The following is a 19,059-nucleotide window of genomic DNA, read 5'->3' as shown; positions in this document are numbered from 1 at the left end:
GCGTCCACTCATTCGTGTTGGCGCGCGATTGAAACATTGTGCGTCATTTCAATGGTTTTGGATCTGAACGGCGGCTTGGCGCTTTGGGGAAGGGCGCACGGATAGGCATGGGGCGGGGCGGCGCCCCGCCGTCAAATGGGAATGGGGGAGAGACAACGAACATGAAAAAACGGGAAGTGATTGCATCGGTCAAAGACGAAAAGCTCGTGAAAAAACGGCGCAATGAGATGATCAAAGGCGCGATTTCCTTGTTTAAACAAAAAGGTTTCCACCAAACGACGACAAGGGAGATCGCCAAAGCGTCCGGCTTCAGCATCGGCACGTTGTACGAGTACATCCGCAAGAAAGAAGACGTCCTCTATCTCGTGTGCGACCGCATTTACGACGAAGTGCGGGAGCGGACGGAACAAGACCTCGGTGCCCACCATGGCACGATCGAAGGGTTAAGGCGCGCCATTGCCCACTATTTCCGCGTTGTTGATGAACTCGATGATGAAGTGCTCGTCATGTATCAAGAAGTGAAAGCGCTAAGCAAAGAATCGCTGCCGTATGTGTTGAATAAAGAACTCGATATGGCGGCGATTTTCGAACATATTTTGCGCGCATGCGTTGAGAGCGGGGCGCTGCAGCTTTCTGAAAGCGAAATCCGCCTGTTCGCCCACAACATCGTCGTTCTTGGGCAAATGTGGGCGTTCCGCCGTTGGGTGCTGCGGAAAATGTATACACTCGATGAATATATCGAACTGCAAACCGAGTTTTTATTAAAGGGGATTATGGAGAAACAGCGAGTCTAAAAGGGGGAGAAGAAACGATGGCGCACATTTACCGTCCGAAGCATCACGTCCGCTTTGTGACTGCATCGAGCTTGTTTGACGGCCATGACGCCTCAATCAACATTATGCGCCGCATTTTGCAGGCGAGCGGCGCCGAGGTCATCCATTTAGGCCATAACCGATCGGTGGAGGAAATCGTCAATGCCGCCATTCAGGAAGATGTGCAAGGCATTGCCGTCTCCTCGTATCAAGGCGGGCATATGGAATTTTTTAAATATATGTACGACCTGCTCCAAGAGCGGGGGGCGTCCCATATCCGCATTTACGGCGGCGGGGGCGGCGTCATCATCCCGCGGGAAATCAAAGAGCTGCACGAATATGGCATCGCCCGCATTTTCTCGCCGGAAGACGGCCGACGCCTCGGCTTGCAAGGGATGATCAACGTCATGCTTGAAGAGTGCGATTTTCCGACCGTGACGGTGGTGACCGATGAACTGGAGCGGCTTCCGTCCGGCGATGTGCAGGCGATCGCCCGGCTCATCACGCTGTGCGAATATCGCGCCGAGGGGGAAAACAAAGAGGCGGCCGCGGCGGCGGAAGCCGCCATTGAACAAGTGAAGGCGCTCGAGAAGCGCGTGCCGGTGCTCGGCATCACCGGCACAGGCGGAGCTGGGAAAAGCTCGCTCACCGATGAGCTCGTCCGCCGCTTTTTAAACGAAATTCCTGATATCAAAATCGCGATCTTGTCAGTCGACCCGACGAAGCAAAAAACGGGCGGGGCGCTGTTGGGCGACCGCATCCGGATGAACTCGATCAACTCGCCGCGCGTTTACATGAGAAGCTTGGCGACGCGCCATTCCCGCACGGAACTGTCGCCGGCGATTCGCGACGCCATTTCGGTTGTCAAAGCGGCCGGATTTGATCTTGTCATCATTGAAACGAGCGGGATCGGCCAAGGCGACGCCGCCATTACCGAAGTGTGCGACGTGTCGATGTACGTCATGACAAGCGAGTTCGGCGCGCCGACGCAGCTTGAGAAAATCGACATGATCGATTATGCCGATTTGATTGTCATTAATAAATTCGAGCGCAAAGGGTCAGAAGACGCAAAACGGCAAGTGCAAAAACAATATCAGCGCAGCCACCAGCTGTTTGACCGCGATGTTTCGGAAATGCCGGTGTACGGCACGATCGCCAGCCAGTTTAACGACCCAGGCACGAATACGCTCTTTGTCGCGCTTGTGGATACGATCAATAAAAAAGCAGGAACGAATTGGAAAACAAGCTTAAAAACGGTCGCCAATGTCGAAAAGCATAATGTCATCATCCCGAACGAGCGCCGCTACTATTTGCGTGAAATCGCGGAAACGGTCCGCTCGTACCACCGCCGCGCCGAGCAGCAAGTCGAAGTGGCAAGACGCCTGTTCCAAATTGAAGGGGCCATCGAAGCGGCGAAGGAACGGGGCGAAGCGGAAGACGTGATCCGCGCGCTCGAGACGCTCAAAGCGGATTATGAGGCGAAATTGACGCCGGAATCGAAGCGCATTTTGGCGACATGGGAAGAAACGAAAGCGAAATATGCGGCAAAACAATTTGTTACGAAAGTGCGAGACAAAGAAATTGTCACCGAACTGACGACGAAAACGTTGTCCGGTTTGGACATTCCGAAAGTCGTCTTGCCGAAATTCAAAGACTACGGAGAGATTTTGCGCTGGGTGTATAAAGAAAATGTCCCTGGCTCGTTCCCGTATACGGCCGGCGTCTTTCCGTTCAAGCGCCAAGGCGAAGACCCGAAACGGCAGTTTGCCGGCGAAGGGACGCCGGAGCGCACGAACCGCCGCTTCCATTACTTGTGCAAAGAAGACAAGGCGAAGCGGCTCAGCACCGCGTTCGACTCCGTGACGCTCTATGGCGAAGACCCGGACTACCGGCCGGACATTTTCGGCAAAGTCGGGGAAAGCGGTGTCAGCGTCTGTACACTTGATGATATGAAAAAGCTGTACAAAGGGTTTGACTTGTGCGACCCGCTCACATCCGTGTCGATGACGATCAACGGTCCGGCTCCGATTTTGCTGGCGATGTTTATGAATACGGCGATTGACCAGCAAGTCGAGAAAAAGGAAGCCGAGCTTGGCCGCCCGCTCACGCCGGAAGAGTACGAACAAGTGAAGGAATGGACGCTGCAAACGGTGCGCGGCACGGTTCAAGCCGATATTTTGAAGGAAGACCAAGGGCAAAACACGTGCATTTTCTCGACCGATTTCGCCTTAAAAATGATGGGCGACATTCAAGAGTATTTCATCAAGCACCGCGTCCGCAACTACTACTCGGTGTCGATCTCCGGCTACCATATCGCCGAGGCGGGGGCGAACCCGATCACGCAGCTGGCGTTTACGCTTGCGAACGGCTTTACGTATGTCGAGTATTACTTGAGTCGCGGCATGCACATTGACGATTTTGCGCCGAACTTGTCGTTTTTCTTCAGCAACGGCCTCGATCCGGAGTATTCGGTCATCGGCCGCGTCGCCCGCCGCATTTGGGCGATCGTCATGCGCGAAAAATACGGCGCCAACGAACGGAGCCAGAAACTGAAATACCATATCCAAACGTCCGGCCGTTCATTGCACGCGCAGGAGATCGATTTCAACGACATCCGCACGACGCTGCAGGCGCTTCTGGCGATTTATGACAACTGCAACTCGCTGCATACGAATGCCTATGACGAAGCGATCACGACACCGACCGAAGAGTCGGTCCGTCGGGCGATGGCGATCCAACTCATTATCACGAAAGAGTTTGGCCTGACCAAAAACGAAAACCCGCTCCAAGGGTCGTTCATCATTGAAGAGCTGACCGATTTGGTTGAAGAAGCGGTGTTGCAAGAGTTTGAACGGCTCAACGACCGCGGCGGCGTGCTCGGGGCGATGGAGATGCAATACCAGCGCGGCAAAATTCAAGACGAATCACTTTACTATGAAACGAAAAAACATACCGGCGAACTGCCGATCATCGGCGTCAACACGTTCTTGAACCCGAATCCGCCGTCAGAGGACGAACTGAACAACATCCAGCTCGCCCGGGCGACGTATGAAGAAAAAGAGACGCAAATCCGCAACTTGCGCGAATTCCAAGAGCGGAACAAAGACAAAGCCGGCCCGGCGCTCGAACGGCTGAAGCAAGTGGCGACAAGCGGCGGCAACATTTTCGAAGAATTGATGGAAACGGTGAAAGTCGCCAGCCTTGGACAAATCACCCGCGCCTTGTACGAAGTCGGCGGACAATACCGGCGGAATATGTAATTCGAGGGAGTTTCGTTGTTTTCTGCTTTCGATGGGCGCCCTTGATCACAATGGACAACGGCCCGTTGAACTTTAGCAGATCGGTAGAATGATGGGCAGCGGCTGTTGGCGTACTGGCCCGCCGGAGGCGAAACGAACGGAACGCGGATTGGGCCAAAAGATCAAGACGAATGGGCTTCGTAAGGAAAAAGTGGAGCGGTGTGAACAAAGGTGATTGTGACAACGGATATGTCGGAATCGGAAGGAGGGCCGCCCTCGCCGCAGGGCTGCCCTCCTTTGCTTTTTTCGGCAAATGGGTAGCATAAACCCCGACAATTTGTTTATAATGAATGGTATGTATTCCACTTGCATTCATTTGTTTCATTAATATAGAAGGGGAGTGCTGAACTTGAGCCTGCAGCAGCAATACTCGCCGGAGGAATTGCAGGAGATGTCGTTCGTCGAGCTGGCGAACCTCATTTTGCTTGACAAGCGGGAGGCGCTGCCGTTTGATCAACTCGTTCGTGAAGCAGCAGCGCTGGCCGGCATATCGGAAGAAGAGATGGAGGCGCGGCTGGCCCAATATTACACCGATTTAAACATCGACGGCCGGTTTATTTGCGTTGGGGAAAACGTCTGGGGATTGCGCGCATGGTATCCGTTTGACCAGACAGAAGACGAAACGGTGACGATCGTCAAGCCGAAGAAGAAGAAAAAAGCGCTTGACGATGAATACGATGAATACGATGAGTTGCTTGAAGATGAAGATCTCGATTACGACGATTTGGATGAATATGATGGGGAAGAGCTCGAGCTTGATGAAGACGAGCTCTTGGAAGATGAAGAATTCGATCTGGACGAAGACGTCGCGTTTGACGATGACATTCTCGGCGATGAAGAGTTTGAGCTGGACGATGCGCCGCTTGATGAAGAGCTTGATCTCGAAGAGCCGGACGAAGACGAATAACCGCTTGACTTTGCCAGGGGAACCCGGTACAATGTGTGTTGGGCTCTTGAAAACGAACAAATCGATCGCTCCCTTACGTACGGTAAGCGGAGCGTTTTTTATTTGCGCCTTTCGCAAACACTGAAACTGTTACCGCAATTTCGGCAAGGGGGAAGACAAAATGACGAAATACATTTTTGTGACGGGCGGCGTTGTTTCCTCACTCGGGAAAGGGATTACGGCGGCTTCGCTTGGACGTTTGTTGAAAAACCGCGGGTTGAACGTGACGATCCAAAAGTTTGACCCGTACATTAACGTCGACCCAGGGACGATGAGCCCGTATCAGCACGGCGAGGTGTTCGTCACGGACGACGGTGCAGAGACGGATTTGGATTTAGGGCATTATGAACGGTTCATCGATATTAATTTAAACAAATACAGCAACGTGACGACAGGAAAAATTTATTCCGCCGTCATCCGCAAAGAGCGCCGCGGCGATTACCTAGGCGGCACGGTGCAAGTCATTCCGCACATTACCAACGAAATTAAAGAGCGCGTCTTCCGGGCCGGAAGAGAGACGAACGCCGATGTCGTCATTACGGAGATCGGCGGCACGGTCGGCGATATTGAATCGCTTCCGTTTTTAGAAGCGATCCGCCAAATCAAAAGCGATGTTGGACGAGAAAACGTCATGTACATCCACTGCACGCTCGTGCCGTACATCAAGGCGGCTGGGGAAATGAAAACGAAGCCGACGCAGCACAGCGTGAAAGAATTGCGCAGCCTCGGCATTCAGCCGAACGTCATCGTCGTGCGCACGGAAATGCCGATGCCGCAGGAAATGAAAGAGAAAATCGCCCTCTTTTGCGACATCGATCCGAAAGCGGTCATCGAGGCGCGCGATGCCGACACGCTGTATGCGGTCCCGCTTATGCTTCAAGAACAAAAACTGGACCAAATCGTGTGCGAACATTTGCGCCTCAACTGCCGCGAAGCGGATATGACCGAATGGAAGGCGCTCGTCGAGAAAGTGCGCAACTTATCGAAAACGACGAAAATCGCTTTGGTTGGCAAATACGTCGAGCTTCCGGACGCCTATATTTCTGTTGTTGAGGCGCTCCGTCATGCGGGGTATGCGTTTGACACCGACATTGATATTCAGTGGATCAATGCTGAGCATGTGACGCGTGACAATGTAGCCGACCTGTTGAAAGATGCGGACGGCATTTTGGTTCCGGGCGGGTTCGGCGACCGCGGGGTCGAAGGGAAGATTGAGGCGATCCGCTACGCCCGCGAGCAGCGCGTGCCGTTTTTGGGCATTTGCTTAGGAATGCAGCTCGCCTCGATTGAATTTGCTCGCCATGTTGTCGGGTTGTCCGGCGCCCATTCGTCCGAGTTTGACCCGAACACGCCGCATCCGATCATCGACTTGCTTCCGGAGCAGAAGGATGTCGAAGATTTAGGCGGCACGCTCCGCCTCGGCTTGTATCCGTGCAAGCTGCAGGAAGGGACGCTTGCCTACGCCGCCTACGGCGATGAAGTCATTTACGAGCGCCATCGCCATCGGTACGAATTCAACAACCAATACCGGCCGATCATGGAAGAGCACGGCTTCGTCTTTTCCGGCACGAGTCCGGACGGACGGTTGGTTGAAGTGATCGAACTCAAGGATCATCCGTGGTTCGTCGCCGCGCAATTCCATCCGGAATTCACCTCGCGCCCGACGCGGCCGCAGCCGCTGTTCCGCGAGTTTGTCAGAGCGTCGCTGAAAGAGTGACGAAAAAGGGGCTGTCCCAAAAAAGCCGTAGAACGGCCTTTTGGGTTCAGCCCCCTTTCTTTTTTGGATATTTTTCATCTTGTCAAGCACGATGCCCATTGATCAGGCGCTGTTTTTTGGGCGGTTTCTATACCTCTTTGCCTTTGGCCGGTCGGAGAGCGCTCGCTTTCATGGCGGCTGTTATTCATATTCCGCCAAAATTTCATCGAGCAAAACGCGCAGTCCGTAGTAGATGAATGAAGCGGTGATGATCGTCGGCATGCCGATGCGGCGGCCGTCTTCGGTCGGCACGAGCGGGCGGGAAAGTTTGCTGTCGATAAAGACGGTGGCCATATCGGCCAGTCCGGGTTCATCCTTGACGAGCGCCGCGACGGCCACTGCATCAACGCCGTGCGCCTGCAGCTGTTCGACGAGGCGAATGGCCTCAGGATCGGCGGAAAAGCGGGCAAATAGAAGCGCTCGGTCCGTTTCCTGCCAGTCATCGGTTGCTGTCGGCTCAAGCCGTTTGGCTTTCGGCAGCGGATCGGGGCCAAGAAGCGCGGCGGTGACGACCGCATCGAGTTCACCTATGCCATACAGCCAAATGCGTCCATCACCGATGGCGGCCTGAGCGAGCAGACGCGCCCCGTCTTCGAGCGCCAGCTCTTCATCCGCGGCGATTTTTTGCAACAATCCGATCGTTTGCGTCGTTAAAATTTTCACGGTTCGGCCTCCCTTCGCCGCTATTATACAAAATCGGCAAACAACAAGAAAAGCAAGCAGGAAAAGGGTTTGCCAAATGCGAAACATTAATAGGGAGAAAACAGGGAATAGAGGTGCATAACTGTGGGAAACAAAATTTTGATTGTCGACGACCAGTATGGCATCCGCATTTTGCTCAACGAAGTGTTTCAGCGGGAGGGGTATGTAACGTATCAGGCCGCCAACGGCATGCAGGCGCTCGAAATCGCCCGCAAACATCACCCCGATCTTGTGCTTCTTGATATGAAAATTCCTGGCATGGACGGCATTGAAATTTTAAAACGGTTGAAAGAGATTGATCCGGATATTAAGGTGATCATCATGACCGCCTACGGGGAGCTCGATATGATTCAAGAAACGAAAGAGCTCGGGGCGCTGATGCATTTTGCCAAGCCGTTTGATATTGACGATTTGCGCGTTGCCGTCAAAAAATACATTACCGCCTAGACAGCGCCATCGACGAGCGGCTTTCCTTTGGCAAAGAAAGCGCATCGATGGACATTGATGACGCTGTCGTCTTTAGGAGAATAAAGGGTGGAAATGTTGCCGTTTTGCCGGCAAGTTGGTATGCTTATAACGTAGATGGATTTTGCGCCTGTGGACCCAGTCACCGCCAGGGCGACAAAGACGACGATCAGCTAAGGAGGATGGAACCATGCCGTTAGTATCGATGAAAGAGATGCTCAACGAGGCGCTGCGCGGCAAATACGCGGTCGGTCAATTTAACATTAACAACTTGGAATGGACACAAGCCATTTTAGCGGCGGCCGAAGAGGAAAAATCGCCGGTCATTCTCGGCGTCTCCGAAGGGGCGGCCCGCTATATGAGCGGATTCAAAACGGTCGTCAATATGGTCAAAGGGTTAATGGAAGACATGAACATCACCGTTCCGGTCGCCATCCATCTCGACCATGGATCGAGCTTTGAAAAATGCAAAGCGGCGATTGACGCCGGGTTCACCTCGGTTATGATTGACGCCTCCCACCATCCATTTGAAGAAAACGTCCGCATCACCTCGCAAGTCGTTGAATATGCTCATGCGCGCGGCGTTTCGGTCGAAGCGGAGCTCGGCATCGTCGGCGGGCAGGAAGACGACGTCGTCGGAGAAGGGATCATTTACGCCGACCCGAAAGAGTGCGAAGAGCTTGTCAAACGGACAGGCGTCGACTGTCTCGCCCCGGCGCTCGGTTCTGTGCACGGCCCGTACAAAGGAGAGCCGAAGCTCGGATTTGCCGAAATGGAGCAAATCCGCGATTTAACCGGCGTTCCGCTTGTGCTCCACGGCGGCACCGGCATTCCGACCGAACAAATTCAACGCGCGATCTCCCTTGGCACATCGAAAATCAACGTCAATACCGAAAACCAAATGGCGTTTACCAAAGTCGTCCGCGAACTGCTCGCGAAAGACCCGAACGTCTATGATCCGCGCAAAATCATCGGCCCGGGCCGCGACGCCATCAAAGCGACGGTCATCGGCAAAATGCGCGAGTTTGGCTCGTCCGGAAAAGCGGCGCGATGAATCGGCTTCGCGGGCGGCGTTTGGCCGCCGCGCGGCTGCCTTTGCATGTGCAACGAATAACAAGGAGGGTTCAGCATGAAATTTTTTATCGACACTGCCAACTTGGAAGAAATCAAACACGCCCATGAACTCGGCATTTTGGCCGGCGTCACGACCAACCCAAGCCTCGTGGCGAAGGAGAACGTATCGTTCCATGATCGGTTGCGCGAAATTACATCGATCGTTTCTGGTTCGGTGAGCGCTGAAGTCATTTCGACCGACGCCGCTGGCATGATCGCGGAAGGCGAAGAGCTGGCGAAAATCGCCCCGAACATTACGATCAAAGTGCCGATGACGCCGGAAGGCTTAAAAGCAGTCAAGGCGTTCAGCGAAAAAGGGATTCAAACGAATGTGACGCTTGTGTTCACCGCCAACCAGGCGCTCTTGGCCGCACGCGCCGGCGCGACGTACGTCTCTCCGTTCCTCGGCCGCCTCGATGACATCGGCCATAACGGTTTAGAGCTCATTTCCACCATCGCTGAGATTTTCAACATTCATGGCATTGAAACGGAAATCATCGCCGCTTCGATCCGCCATCCGCACCATGTGACAGAAGCGGCGTTGCGCGGGGCGCATATTGCCACGGTTCCGTACAAGGTGCTTATGCAATTGTTCAACCATCCGCTGACCGATCAAGGAATTGAGAAGTTTCTCGCCGACTGGAATCGGCAAAAATGAAAGTAAGCCGTTTGCCTCTTGGGTGAAGCGGGCTCGCTCTGCCGCGTTCAGGCCGGACGTGATGAGCCCGCCCGGCTTTGCTTTTTCGTCCCAGGGGTGAAGCCAACTTCCGAGCAAAGAAGGGAGACGACGATGGATAAAATGAAAATTATCGGCGGAGATCGGCTGCGGGGAACGATCAAAGTGAGCGGTGCGAAAAACAGCGCGGTCGCTTTGATTCCTGCAGCGATTTTGGCCGATTCGCCGGTGACGATCGAGGGGTTGCCGGACATTTCCGACGTGCACATTTTAGGAAGCTTGATCGAAGAAATCGGCGGCTCGTTTTCGTTTGACGGCAAAGAGGCGGTCATCGACCCAACGAATATGGTGTCCATGCCGCTTCCAAATGGGAAGGTGAAAAAGCTGCGCGCCTCCTACTATTTGATGGGGGCGATGCTTGGCCGCTTCAAAAGAGCGGTTGTCGGCTTGCCGGGCGGATGTCATCTCGGTCCGCGCCCGATTGACCAGCATATCAAAGGGTTTGAGGCGCTGGGAGCCACCGTAACGAACGAGCAGGGCGCCATTTACTTGCGCGCGGAGGAACTGCGCGGAGCCCGCATTTTTTTGGACGTCGTCAGCGTCGGCGCGACGATCAACATCATGCTGGCGGCGGTGCGCGCCAAAGGGCGGACGATTATCGAAAATGCGGCGAAAGAGCCGGAAATCATCGATGTAGCGACATTGCTTTCGAATATGGGCGCGAAAATCAAAGGAGCCGGCACCGATGTGATCCGCATTGACGGCGTCGAAAAATTATCGGGCTGCCGCCATGCCATCATCCCGGATCGGATCGAAGCCGGGACGTACATGATCGCCGCCGCGGCCACCAATGGCGAAGTCGTCGTCGACAACGTCATCCCGCAGCACGTTGAATCGCTGACGGCCAAATTGCGCGAAATGGGGGTGCGCGTGGAGACGGGGGAAGATCAAATTCTCGTCTGCGGCACCGACGTTTTGAAAGCGGTTGACGTCAAGACGCTCGTCTATCCGGGCTTCCCAACTGATCTGCAGCAGCCGTTTACCGCGCTGCTGACAAAAGCCAACGGCACAAGCGTCGTCACCGACACGATTTACAGCGCCCGCTTCAAGCATGTCGATGAATTGCGGCGCATGAACGCCAATGTAAAAGTCGAAGGCCGCTCAGCCATCGTCACCGGCCCCGTCAAACTGCAAGGGGCGAAAGTGAAGGCGAGCGATTTGCGCGCCGGGGCGGCGCTTGTCATTGCCGGGCTGATGGCTGAAGGAGTGACGGAGATCACCGGCGTCGAGCATATCGACCGCGGCTACAGCAACCTCGTCGAAAAACTGTCTGACATCGGCGCCACCATTTGGCGCGAAAAAATGACCGATGAAGAAATCGAGCAAGTGAAAAACGCGTAACGTCCAGTCGACAAAGGGGAAGGGGAGAACGACGATGGAACGAAGCTTATCGATGGAACTCGTGCGCGTCACCGAAGCGGCGGCGCTTGCCGCCGCCCGCTGGATGGGGCGCGGGAAAAAGAATGAGGCTGATGACGCCGCGACGTCGGCGATGCGCGACGTGTTTGACACCGTGCCGATGAAAGGCACCGTCGTCATCGGCGAAGGGGAAATGGACGAAGCGCCGATGCTGTATATCGGGGAAAAGCTCGGCAACGGCTATGGCCCACGCGTCGATGTCGCTGTCGACCCGCTTGAAGGGACGAACATCGTCGCTTCCGGGGGATGGAACGCCTTGGCTGTCGTCGCTGTCGCTGACCACGGTCATCTGCTTCACGCGCCGGACATGTACATGGAGAAAATCGCCGTCGGGCCGGAAGCGGTCGGGATGATTGACATTGAGGCGCCGATCATCGACAATTTAAAGGCGGTGGCGAAGGCGAAAAACAAAGATATTGAAGACGTCGTCGCGGTTGTTCTCAACCGTCCGCGCCATGAGCGTCTCATTCATGAGCTGCGTGAAGCCGGCGCCCGCATTAAGCTCATCAATGACGGCGATGTCGCCGCCGCCATTAACACGGCGTTTGACCATACCGGCGTTGACATTTTGTTCGGCTCGGGCGGCGCGCCGGAAGGAGTGCTCGCGGCGGTCGCGTTGAAATGCCTTGGCGGCGAACTGCAAGGGAAGTTGCTGCCGCAAAACGACGATGAAGTCGAGCGGTGCAAACAAATGGGCATTGACGTCAACAAAGTGCTGCGCATGGACGATTTGGTGAAAGGAGACGACGCGATTTTTGCCGCCACCGGCGTCACCGACGGCGAGCTGTTGCGCGGCGTGCGGCTGAAAGGGGCGTACGGCCTCACCCACTCCGTCGTCATGCGGGCCAAGTCCGGCACGGTCCGCTTCATCGAAGGGCGGCACAGTTTGAAGAAAAAACCGAACTTAGTCATCAAATGATATCCTACCATCCGGCCGGGCGCCGGAGCCGCGCCTGGCTCGGAAAAACAAAAAAATATTGATTAAAAAGAAGAAAAAAGGGTAAAATAGTCGTGTTGCTTATGCAAAAATAAGCTCTGCCATTCTACTTCTTTATTTCATTTCAGCCTTCATCATCTTCGAAATGAATCCCTTCGCCTGTCGAATTGATGACCAATACGTCCGAACACGAACGATGGGAGAATAGGAAAATTTGCAAAGTGTGGTGTCAAGATGGAATTAACGTTAGCAGCACTAGAAAACATGAAATTGAAGGAGCTGTATGAGCTCGCCAAGCAATACAAAATTTCATACTACAGCAAGTTGACGAAAAAGGAGCTTATTTTTGCGATTTTGAAAGCGCGTGCCGAACAAGACGGCCTCTTTTTCATGGAAGGCATCCTCGAAATCATTCCGTCGGAAGGATTCGGCTTTTTGCGCCCGATCAACTATTCCCCGAGCTCGGAAGACATTTACATTTCCGCTTCCCAAATCCGCCGTTTTGATTTGCGCAACGGGGATAAAGTATCCGGCAAAGTGCGGCCGCCGAAAGAAAATGAACGCTACTTCGGCTTGCTTCATGTCGAAGCGGTCAACGGCGAAGACCCGGAAGTCGCCAAGGAGCGCGTTCACTTTCCAGCGTTGACGCCGCTTTACCCGAATCGGCAAATGAAGCTGGAGACAACGCCGGACAAGCTGTCGACCCGCATCATCGACTTGATCGCTCCCGTCGGCTTTGGCCAGCGCGGGTTGATCGTCGCGCCGCCGAAAGCTGGCAAGACGATGCTGCTGAAGGAAATTGCCAACAGCATCACCACAAACCACCCGGATGTCGAGTTGATCGTCTTGCTCATTGACGAACGGCCGGAAGAAGTGACCGACATCGAGCGGTCGGTGCAAGGCGATGTCGTCAGCTCGACGTTTGATGAGGTGCCGGAAAACCATATTAAAGTGGCCGAGCTTGTCTTAGAACGGGCGATGCGATTAGTTGAGCATAAGCGTGACGTCGTCATTTTAATGGACAGCATCACCCGCCTCGCCCGGGCGTACAACTTGGTCATTCCGCCGAGCGGACGCACGCTCTCAGGAGGGATCGACCCAGCGGCGTTTCATCGCCCGAAGCGGTTTTTCGGCGCGGCGCGCAACATCGAAGAAGGCGGCAGCTTGACGATTTTGGCGACCGCCCTCATTGACACCGGGTCGCGCATGGATGACGTCATTTACGAGGAATTTAAAGGCACCGGCAACATGGAGCTCCATCTTGACCGCTCGCTCGCCGAGCGCCGCATTTTTCCGGCGATTGACATTCGCCGCTCGGGAACGCGCAAAGAGGAGCTGCTCATCCCGAAAGAACATTTGGAAAAGCTGTGGGCGATCCGCAAAACGATGGCCGATTCGCCCGACTTTATCGAGCGGTTTTTGAACAAATTGCGCCGGACGAAGTCAAACGAAGAGTTTTTCGCCTTGCTCGATCAGGAGTGGAAACAGGGCGGCCCGCCCCGTCTGTAGGCAGTTGGCGGAATTTGCCGCGAATCGCCCGTTGCAAACTGACAGAAAAGCTGTTATAATCTTAACATGTGTGTTTTGGCTATCGCCTTTTGGTTTGTGCGATCCGTGATTTGCACCGGCTGGGTTCGCTTCGGTGGAGTCCCAGCTGTTCCATGCGCTGCGCCTTGCCAAACGGGCGGGCGCGCATAAGCATGAAGCGTTCCATGCTACGAATCACTCTGTTTCGATAAGATACAGGGCGGAAGGAGATGAAAACGATGAAACAAGGCATCCATCCAGAGTACAAAAAAGTCATCGTCCGTTGCGCATGCGGCAACGAATTCGAAAGCGGTTCGGTCAAAGACGAGCTGCGCGTGGAGATTTGCTCGGAATGCCATCCGTTCTTCACGGGCAAACAAAAATTTGTTACGGCAGCGGGCCGCGTGGATAAATTCAATAAAAAATACGGCCTTAAGTAACAAGGACGTGACGAAAGCAGGCAAGCGAAACTTGCCTGCTTTTTCGTGAGAGCAGATGGAAGGCCGGTTGCTTATCAAGCTGATCCCGCTGATCGTTGCGATGGCAGACGGCAAGGAGCGGCCGATGGTTTGAGGACAGTGTTGTGTGAAAGGAGAGGCCCCGATGTACGTGATGACGCAGTCCGGCTGGCTTGAGCTCATTTGTGGATGCATGTTTTCCGGCAAATCAGAAGAATTGATTCGCCGCGTCCGCCGCGCTCAGTTTGCCAAGCAGGAAGTGAAAGTGTTCAAACCGACGATCGACAATCGTTATAGCGAAGACGCAGTCGTGTCGCACAACGGCAATTCGGTGATCGCCATTCCGGTCGCGACGCCGGCGGAAATGTTCCGCTACATTTCCGCCGCCACCGACGTCGTCGCCATCGATGAAATACAGTTTTTTTCCGACGACATCATCGATGTGGTGCAAACGCTCGCTGATTGCGGCTACCGCGTCATCGCCGCGGGGCTCGACCAAGATTTTCGCGGCGAACCGTTTGGCCCCGTGCCGGCGCTGATGGCGATCGCGGAGTCGGTGACGAAGCTGCAGGCGGTTTGCACGGTATGCGGTTCCCCGGCCAGCCGGACGCAGCGGCTCATTAACGGGGCGCCCGCCTCTTATGACGATCCGGTGATTCTCGTCGGCGCCAGCGAGGCGTACGAGCCTCGCTGCCGCCATCACCATGAAGTGCCTGGCAAACCGAAAAAGCGATACAACCGCCCGCTTGCTGGACATACGGGTGAGTGATGGTGAGGCGGTCACGGATGTTGTTTGGCCGCTTTCATCGGCCAAGTGGCGAAGCGCAGCCATCGTTGATGGAAACGGTGCATATTCGTATGTTTCGCCGACCGAGAAGGGCGGAAGCGGCGCCATCATTCTCGCCCGTCTCGTGCGTCCATTCGCTATGGGAGGAAAAAGCGTTTGGCATGCGGCTCGTTCATCATTGATCGTTCGCTTGACTAGGCTGCCCCTTTTGTTCGTTCGCCGCAAAATAGACGAATGATGGCAGAAAGATTTATGGCTTGCCGTGTATCATTGACGGGCGATCATGGACATCCTAACAGCTAAGGAGGCGAAAAAGGATGAGACGCATCTGGCTGTTAGGAATGATCTTCCTGCTTTCGGCCTGTTCGCTCGCTCCGGATCATCCGTCCTACCGCCAGCAAAGCGAGGACAAAAACGGCGCGCGGCTGATGACGGACGGGCGGCCGAAGATCGACGCTGACAGAGACTTGTACAACAACTTCGACGATCCGGAAAACGTGCGGCAAAACCCGAATTTTATCAGCTTGACCGAAGGAAGCGAAAACCAGCGCGCCGATACGCGCAAGGCAGCACAACTCATCGAGCGGTACACCGATTACCACGCCGACTCCATCTGGTTTCACGGCGGCAATATGTATGTGACCGTTGATGCACCGGAAGAGCTGTCTGACGAGGAGCGGCAGCGCGAGGCGCAACGCATTGACAAGCTGCTGACAAAAGCGATCCCGACATACGAGGTCATCGTGCGCGTCAACTGAGAGCTCCCGCTTGCCAAAAGCGGGGGTTTTTGTTTGGCTTCATTTCATGCTATAATCTAAAATTAGACTGTGTGGGAAAAACAGAGGTGAATGATGTGTTTGATCGGTTGGAAGCTGTGGAGCAACGGTATGAAAAGCTCAATGAACTGTTGATGGACCCCGACGTCATCAACGATCCGAAAAAGCTGCGCGATTATTCGAAAGAGCAGGCGGATTTGGAAGAAACGGTGCAAACGTACCGCGAATACAAATCGGTTCGCGAGCAGCTGGCCGAAGCGAAAGCGATGCTCGAAGAAAAGCTGGAGCCGGAGCTGCGCGAGATGGTGAAAGAGGAAATCGGCGAGCTGGAAGAACGGGAAGAGGCGCTCGTTGAAAAGCTGAAAGTGTTGCTTTTGCCGAAAGATCCGAACGATGAGAAAAACGTCATTATGGAAATCCGCGCGGCCGCCGGCGGCGAAGAGGCGGCGCTGTTTGCCGGCGACTTGTACCGGATGTATACGCGCTATGCGGAATCGCAAGGGTGGAAGACGGAAGTGATCGAAGCGAGCCCGACCGGCCTCGGCGGCTATAAAGAAATCATTTTTATGATCAACGGCAAAGGGGCGTATTCAAAGCTGAAGTTTGAAAACGGCGCGCACCGCGTCCAGCGCGTCCCGGAAACGGAGTCAGGCGGGCGCATCCATACGTCGACGGCGACGGTCGCCTGCCTGCCGGAGATGGAAGAAATCGAAGTCGAAATCAATGAAAAAGACATTCGCGTCGACACGTTCGCCTCAAGCGGACCGGGTGGGCAAAGCGTCAACACGACGATGTCGGCCGTGCGCCTCACCCATATTCCGACCGGCATTGTCGTCACGTGCCAAGACGAAAAATCGCAAATCAAAAACAAAGAAAAAGCGATGAAAGTATTGCGCGCCCGCATTTACGACAAATACCAGCAAGAAGCGCGCGCTGAATACGACCAAACGCGCAAGCAAGCTGTCGGCACCGGCGATCGTTCTGAACGCATTCGCACGTACAACTTCCCGCAAAACCGCGTCACCGACCACCGCATCGGACTGACGATCCAAAAGCTCGATCAAGTGCTCGATGGGCATTTGGATGAAATCATCGAGGCGCTCATTTTGGACGACCAAGCGAAAAAATTGGAGCAAGCGAACGATGCGTCGTAACGTACATGAAGTCCTCGCCTGGGCTTCTTCTTTTTTGCGCGCCCACGGAAAAGAGGAGCGGGCGGCGGAGTGGCTATTGTGCCACCATTTGCGCACCGATCGGGCCGGGCTGTTCGCCCGTTGGCGCGAGCCGGTCGACGAAGCGGTATATGAACGATTTGCGGCCGATGTGCGCCGCCATGCGGTGGACCATGTGCCGATTCAATATTTGATCGGCTATGAATCGTTTTACGGCCGGTTGTTTCTTGTCAATCGCCATGTGTTAATCCCGCGCCCGGAAACGGAAGAACTGGTGCTTGGCGTCCTAAAGCGGGTGCCGCGTCTATTTGCTGGTCGGAAGCGGATCGATGTCGTTGACGTCGGCACTGGCAGCGGGGCGATCGCCGTGACATTGGCGCTGGAGAACAAAGCGTTGTCGGTGACCGCAACCGATATTTCCGAAGCGGCGCTCGCGGTCGCCCGTGAAAACGCCCGGCGGCTCGGGGCGAACGTTTCATTTTTGTGCGGCGATTTGCTGCAGCCGATCATGGCCATGGGGTGGACGGTCGATGTCGTCGTTTCCAATCCGCCGTACATTCCAGAGACGGACGCCGCTATGCTTTCCCCGGTCGTCAAAAACTATGAGCCGCACACGGCGCTCTTTGGCGGCCGCGATGGGCTCGATTTTTACCGCCGCTTCGCCCGCGAGCTGCCGCTTGTGCTCGGCGCGCCGGCGCTTGCCGCTTTTGAAGTCGGCGCCGGGCAAGGGGAAGCAGTGGCGGCGCTCTTGGCCGCAGCGTTTCCAGAAGCCGCAGTGGAAGTCGATTTTGACCTCAACGGCAAAGACCGGATGGTGTACATGACGAGGCAGAAAAACGGGAAAAAGTGTTAGATTGATAGGTTTAAAAACGAGCGGCGCCGTCCACAATGAAAGGTGAAAGGACGGTGCCGATGATGACCATCAAAGGAAATGCCATTGCCATATGTTTATATATCATTCTATTAACGACAGGCGTACTCGTCGAGCTGTACGGCCACAAGACGGACGCCGGGGCGAACGCGGCGGTCGCCATCCCTGATGAGGCAATCCGCTTGCGCATTTTAGCCAACAGCGACGCCGATGAAGACCAACAATTGAAGCGAAAAGTGCGTGATGCGGTCAATACGCAAATCAACGGCTGGGTGGCCGAACTCACTTCGTTTGAGGAAGCAAAGCGCGTCATCCGCTCTCACCTGCCGGACATCGAGCGGACGGTCGCCCGCGTGTTGCGCGATGAACAAAGCGATCAAACGTACAAAGTGGAGTTTGGCCCGGTTCATTTTCCGACGAAAGTGTACGGCAACTACGTATATCCGGCTGGCATCTATGATGCCGTGCTGATCACGCTTGGGGAAGGAAAAGGAGCAAACTGGTGGTGCGTTCTGTTCCCGCCGCTTTGTTTTCTCGATTTTTCCAACAGCGATGCCGTCATGATGGCGGCGAACCGATCGCCTGCAGGAACGAATGAACCGGTGTCGGCTGAGAGCGTCCGGTCAATGGAAGCCGGGTCGAAGCAAAACAGCGAGTCGGCCGAAGCGGAAGCTGAGGCGATGCGAAGCGGCGAGCAGGCCATCGAGCGGGACGAACCGAAAGAGGAGAGGGGTGCGATGGCGGAAACCGAAGATCGCGCTGCTTCGTCCATCCATGCGGATGGCGAGAAGGACAAAGGGCACACTGATGATCAAGACTCGTCCTTCGTCGTCATGGCCGAGCCGGAACAGCCGGTGGAAGTAAAATTTTTCTTCAAAGAGTGGCTCAGCCATCTCATTCCATAAGCATCTATCCACAAAGTTATCCACAAAAATAACAAGTTTATTCACAATTTGTGTATAACTGTGGAAAGGCATCGGGCGGCGATCTGACGCTTGTAAAAAAAGCCGCCATTTTCAAGGCGAATCACGGCGATGGAGAAGGTGAAACGATTGAAAACGCGTGTTTGGGTTGTGGATAATATTGTTGATAAACAGCAAGTTTATCCACAAATACGAGAGGCGGTTGAATGGCTGCGGGCCGGGGAAGTCATCGCATTCCCGACGGAAACGGTGTACGGGTTGGGGGCCGATGCGGCCAATACAGCCGCGGTGGAAAAAATTTTCGCCGCCAAAGGGCGGCCGAGCGACAATCCGCTCATCGTTCATGTCGCCAGCATGGCC

The 19,059-nt window shown here is 54.8% G+C and carries 19 protein-coding genes; 18 read left to right on the top strand and 1 reads right to left on the bottom strand.

Annotated features, from left to right (window positions below; genetic code table 11):
* The first annotated feature begins 161 nt into the window (after window positions 1-161).
* From VU18_RS14785 to VU18_RS14770, 4 genes are all read left to right on the top strand, one after another.
* Entirely contained in the window at window positions 162-794 is a 633-nt protein-coding gene (locus VU18_RS14785) for a TetR/AcrR family transcriptional regulator (RefSeq protein WP_011232859.1), read from the top strand.
* A 17-nt stretch (window positions 795-811) separates the two neighbouring features.
* Window positions 812-4,072: a fused isobutyryl-CoA mutase/GTPase IcmF gene (gene icmF / locus VU18_RS14780; protein ID WP_011232858.1), complete on the top strand. Its 3,261-nt coding sequence runs from the start codon at window positions 812-814 to the stop codon at window positions 4,070-4,072.
* Window positions 4,073-4,460: 388 nt separating this feature from the next.
* Window positions 4,461-5,018: a DNA-directed RNA polymerase subunit delta gene (gene rpoE / locus VU18_RS14775; protein ID WP_011232857.1), complete on the top strand. Its 558-nt coding sequence runs from the start codon at window positions 4,461-4,463 to the stop codon at window positions 5,016-5,018.
* A 160-nt stretch (window positions 5,019-5,178) separates the two neighbouring features.
* The gene (locus VU18_RS14770; RefSeq protein WP_011232856.1) at window positions 5,179-6,774 is read left to right on the top strand and encodes a CTP synthase; all 1,596 of its coding nucleotides are present in this window, start codon (window positions 5,179-5,181) and stop codon (window positions 6,772-6,774) included.
* 180 nt (window positions 6,775-6,954) lie between these two features.
* Here VU18_RS14770 and VU18_RS14765 read toward each other — a convergent pair whose 3' ends face one another.
* Window positions 6,955-7,476 carry a DUF2529 domain-containing protein gene (locus tag VU18_RS14765; protein WP_011232855.1) on the bottom strand — a complete coding sequence of 174 codons (522 nt, stop codon included), beginning with the start codon at window positions 7,474-7,476 and terminating at the stop codon, window positions 6,955-6,957.
* A gap of 123 nt (window positions 7,477-7,599) precedes the next feature.
* Between VU18_RS14765 and VU18_RS14760 the strand changes: the two genes are divergently transcribed.
* The 14 genes from VU18_RS14760 to VU18_RS20755 all read left to right on the top strand — a co-directional run.
* Complete coding sequence (locus VU18_RS14760; RefSeq protein WP_013146624.1) at window positions 7,600-7,962, top strand: response regulator; 363 nt, start codon at window positions 7,600-7,602, stop codon at window positions 7,960-7,962.
* Window positions 7,963-8,170: 208 nt separating this feature from the next.
* Entirely contained in the window at window positions 8,171-9,034 is an 864-nt protein-coding gene (locus VU18_RS14755; RefSeq protein ID WP_011232853.1) for a class II fructose-bisphosphate aldolase, read from the top strand.
* A 75-nt stretch (window positions 9,035-9,109) separates the two neighbouring features.
* Window positions 9,110-9,751: a fructose-6-phosphate aldolase gene (gene fsa, locus VU18_RS14750; RefSeq protein ID WP_011232852.1), complete on the top strand. Its 642-nt coding sequence runs from the start codon at window positions 9,110-9,112 to the stop codon at window positions 9,749-9,751.
* 132 nt (window positions 9,752-9,883) lie between these two features.
* Window positions 9,884-11,170, top strand: a complete 1,287-nt coding sequence (locus VU18_RS14745) for a UDP-N-acetylglucosamine 1-carboxyvinyltransferase (RefSeq protein WP_011232851.1) — start codon at window positions 9,884-9,886, stop codon at window positions 11,168-11,170.
* Window positions 11,171-11,204: 34 nt separating this feature from the next.
* On the top strand, window positions 11,205-12,167 hold the full coding sequence (gene glpX / locus VU18_RS14740; protein WP_011232850.1) for a class II fructose-bisphosphatase: 963 nt from the start codon (window positions 11,205-11,207) through the stop codon (window positions 12,165-12,167).
* A 252-nt stretch (window positions 12,168-12,419) separates the two neighbouring features.
* A complete protein-coding gene (rho, locus tag VU18_RS14735; protein WP_011232849.1) occupies window positions 12,420-13,694 on the top strand; it encodes a transcription termination factor Rho in 1,275 nt (424 codons plus the stop codon).
* A 257-nt stretch (window positions 13,695-13,951) separates the two neighbouring features.
* The gene (rpmE, locus tag VU18_RS14730; RefSeq protein WP_011232848.1) at window positions 13,952-14,152 is read left to right on the top strand and encodes a 50S ribosomal protein L31; all 201 of its coding nucleotides are present in this window, start codon (window positions 13,952-13,954) and stop codon (window positions 14,150-14,152) included.
* A 163-nt stretch (window positions 14,153-14,315) separates the two neighbouring features.
* Window positions 14,316-14,939 carry a thymidine kinase gene (locus VU18_RS14725; RefSeq protein ID WP_014196962.1) on the top strand — a complete coding sequence of 208 codons (624 nt, stop codon included), beginning with the start codon at window positions 14,316-14,318 and terminating at the stop codon, window positions 14,937-14,939.
* Complete coding sequence (locus VU18_RS20760) at window positions 14,932-15,195, top strand: hypothetical protein (protein WP_190300015.1); 264 nt, start codon at window positions 14,932-14,934, stop codon at window positions 15,193-15,195. Before VU18_RS14725 ends, VU18_RS20760 begins: the two co-directional genes overlap by 8 nt.
* A gap of 79 nt (window positions 15,196-15,274) precedes the next feature.
* Window positions 15,275-15,715 carry a hypothetical protein gene (locus tag VU18_RS14715; RefSeq protein ID WP_015376071.1) on the top strand — a complete coding sequence of 147 codons (441 nt, stop codon included), beginning with the start codon at window positions 15,275-15,277 and terminating at the stop codon, window positions 15,713-15,715.
* Window positions 15,716-15,810: 95 nt separating this feature from the next.
* On the top strand, window positions 15,811-16,887 hold the full coding sequence (gene prfA / locus VU18_RS14710) for a peptide chain release factor 1 (RefSeq protein ID WP_011232845.1): 1,077 nt from the start codon (window positions 15,811-15,813) through the stop codon (window positions 16,885-16,887).
* A complete protein-coding gene (gene prmC / locus VU18_RS14705) occupies window positions 16,877-17,758 on the top strand; it encodes a peptide chain release factor N(5)-glutamine methyltransferase (protein WP_047758386.1) in 882 nt (293 codons plus the stop codon). Before prfA ends, prmC begins: the two co-directional genes overlap by 11 nt.
* Window positions 17,759-17,817: 59 nt before the next feature.
* Window positions 17,818-18,681 carry a stage II sporulation protein R gene (spoIIR, locus tag VU18_RS14700; protein WP_047758398.1) on the top strand — a complete coding sequence of 288 codons (864 nt, stop codon included), beginning with the start codon at window positions 17,818-17,820 and terminating at the stop codon, window positions 18,679-18,681.
* 129 nt (window positions 18,682-18,810) lie between these two features.
* Window positions 18,811-19,059 (top strand): L-threonylcarbamoyladenylate synthase (locus tag VU18_RS20755; RefSeq protein ID WP_236687425.1); only part of this gene is annotated, 249 nt, incomplete at its 3' end.

This window comes from Geobacillus sp. ZGt-1 (assembly GCF_001026865.1).
GTDB lineage: Bacteria > Bacillota > Bacilli > Bacillales > Anoxybacillaceae > Geobacillus > Geobacillus thermoleovorans.
The sequence above is the reverse complement of the archived record's forward strand: the minus strand, read 5'-3'. Positions and strand labels throughout refer to the sequence as shown.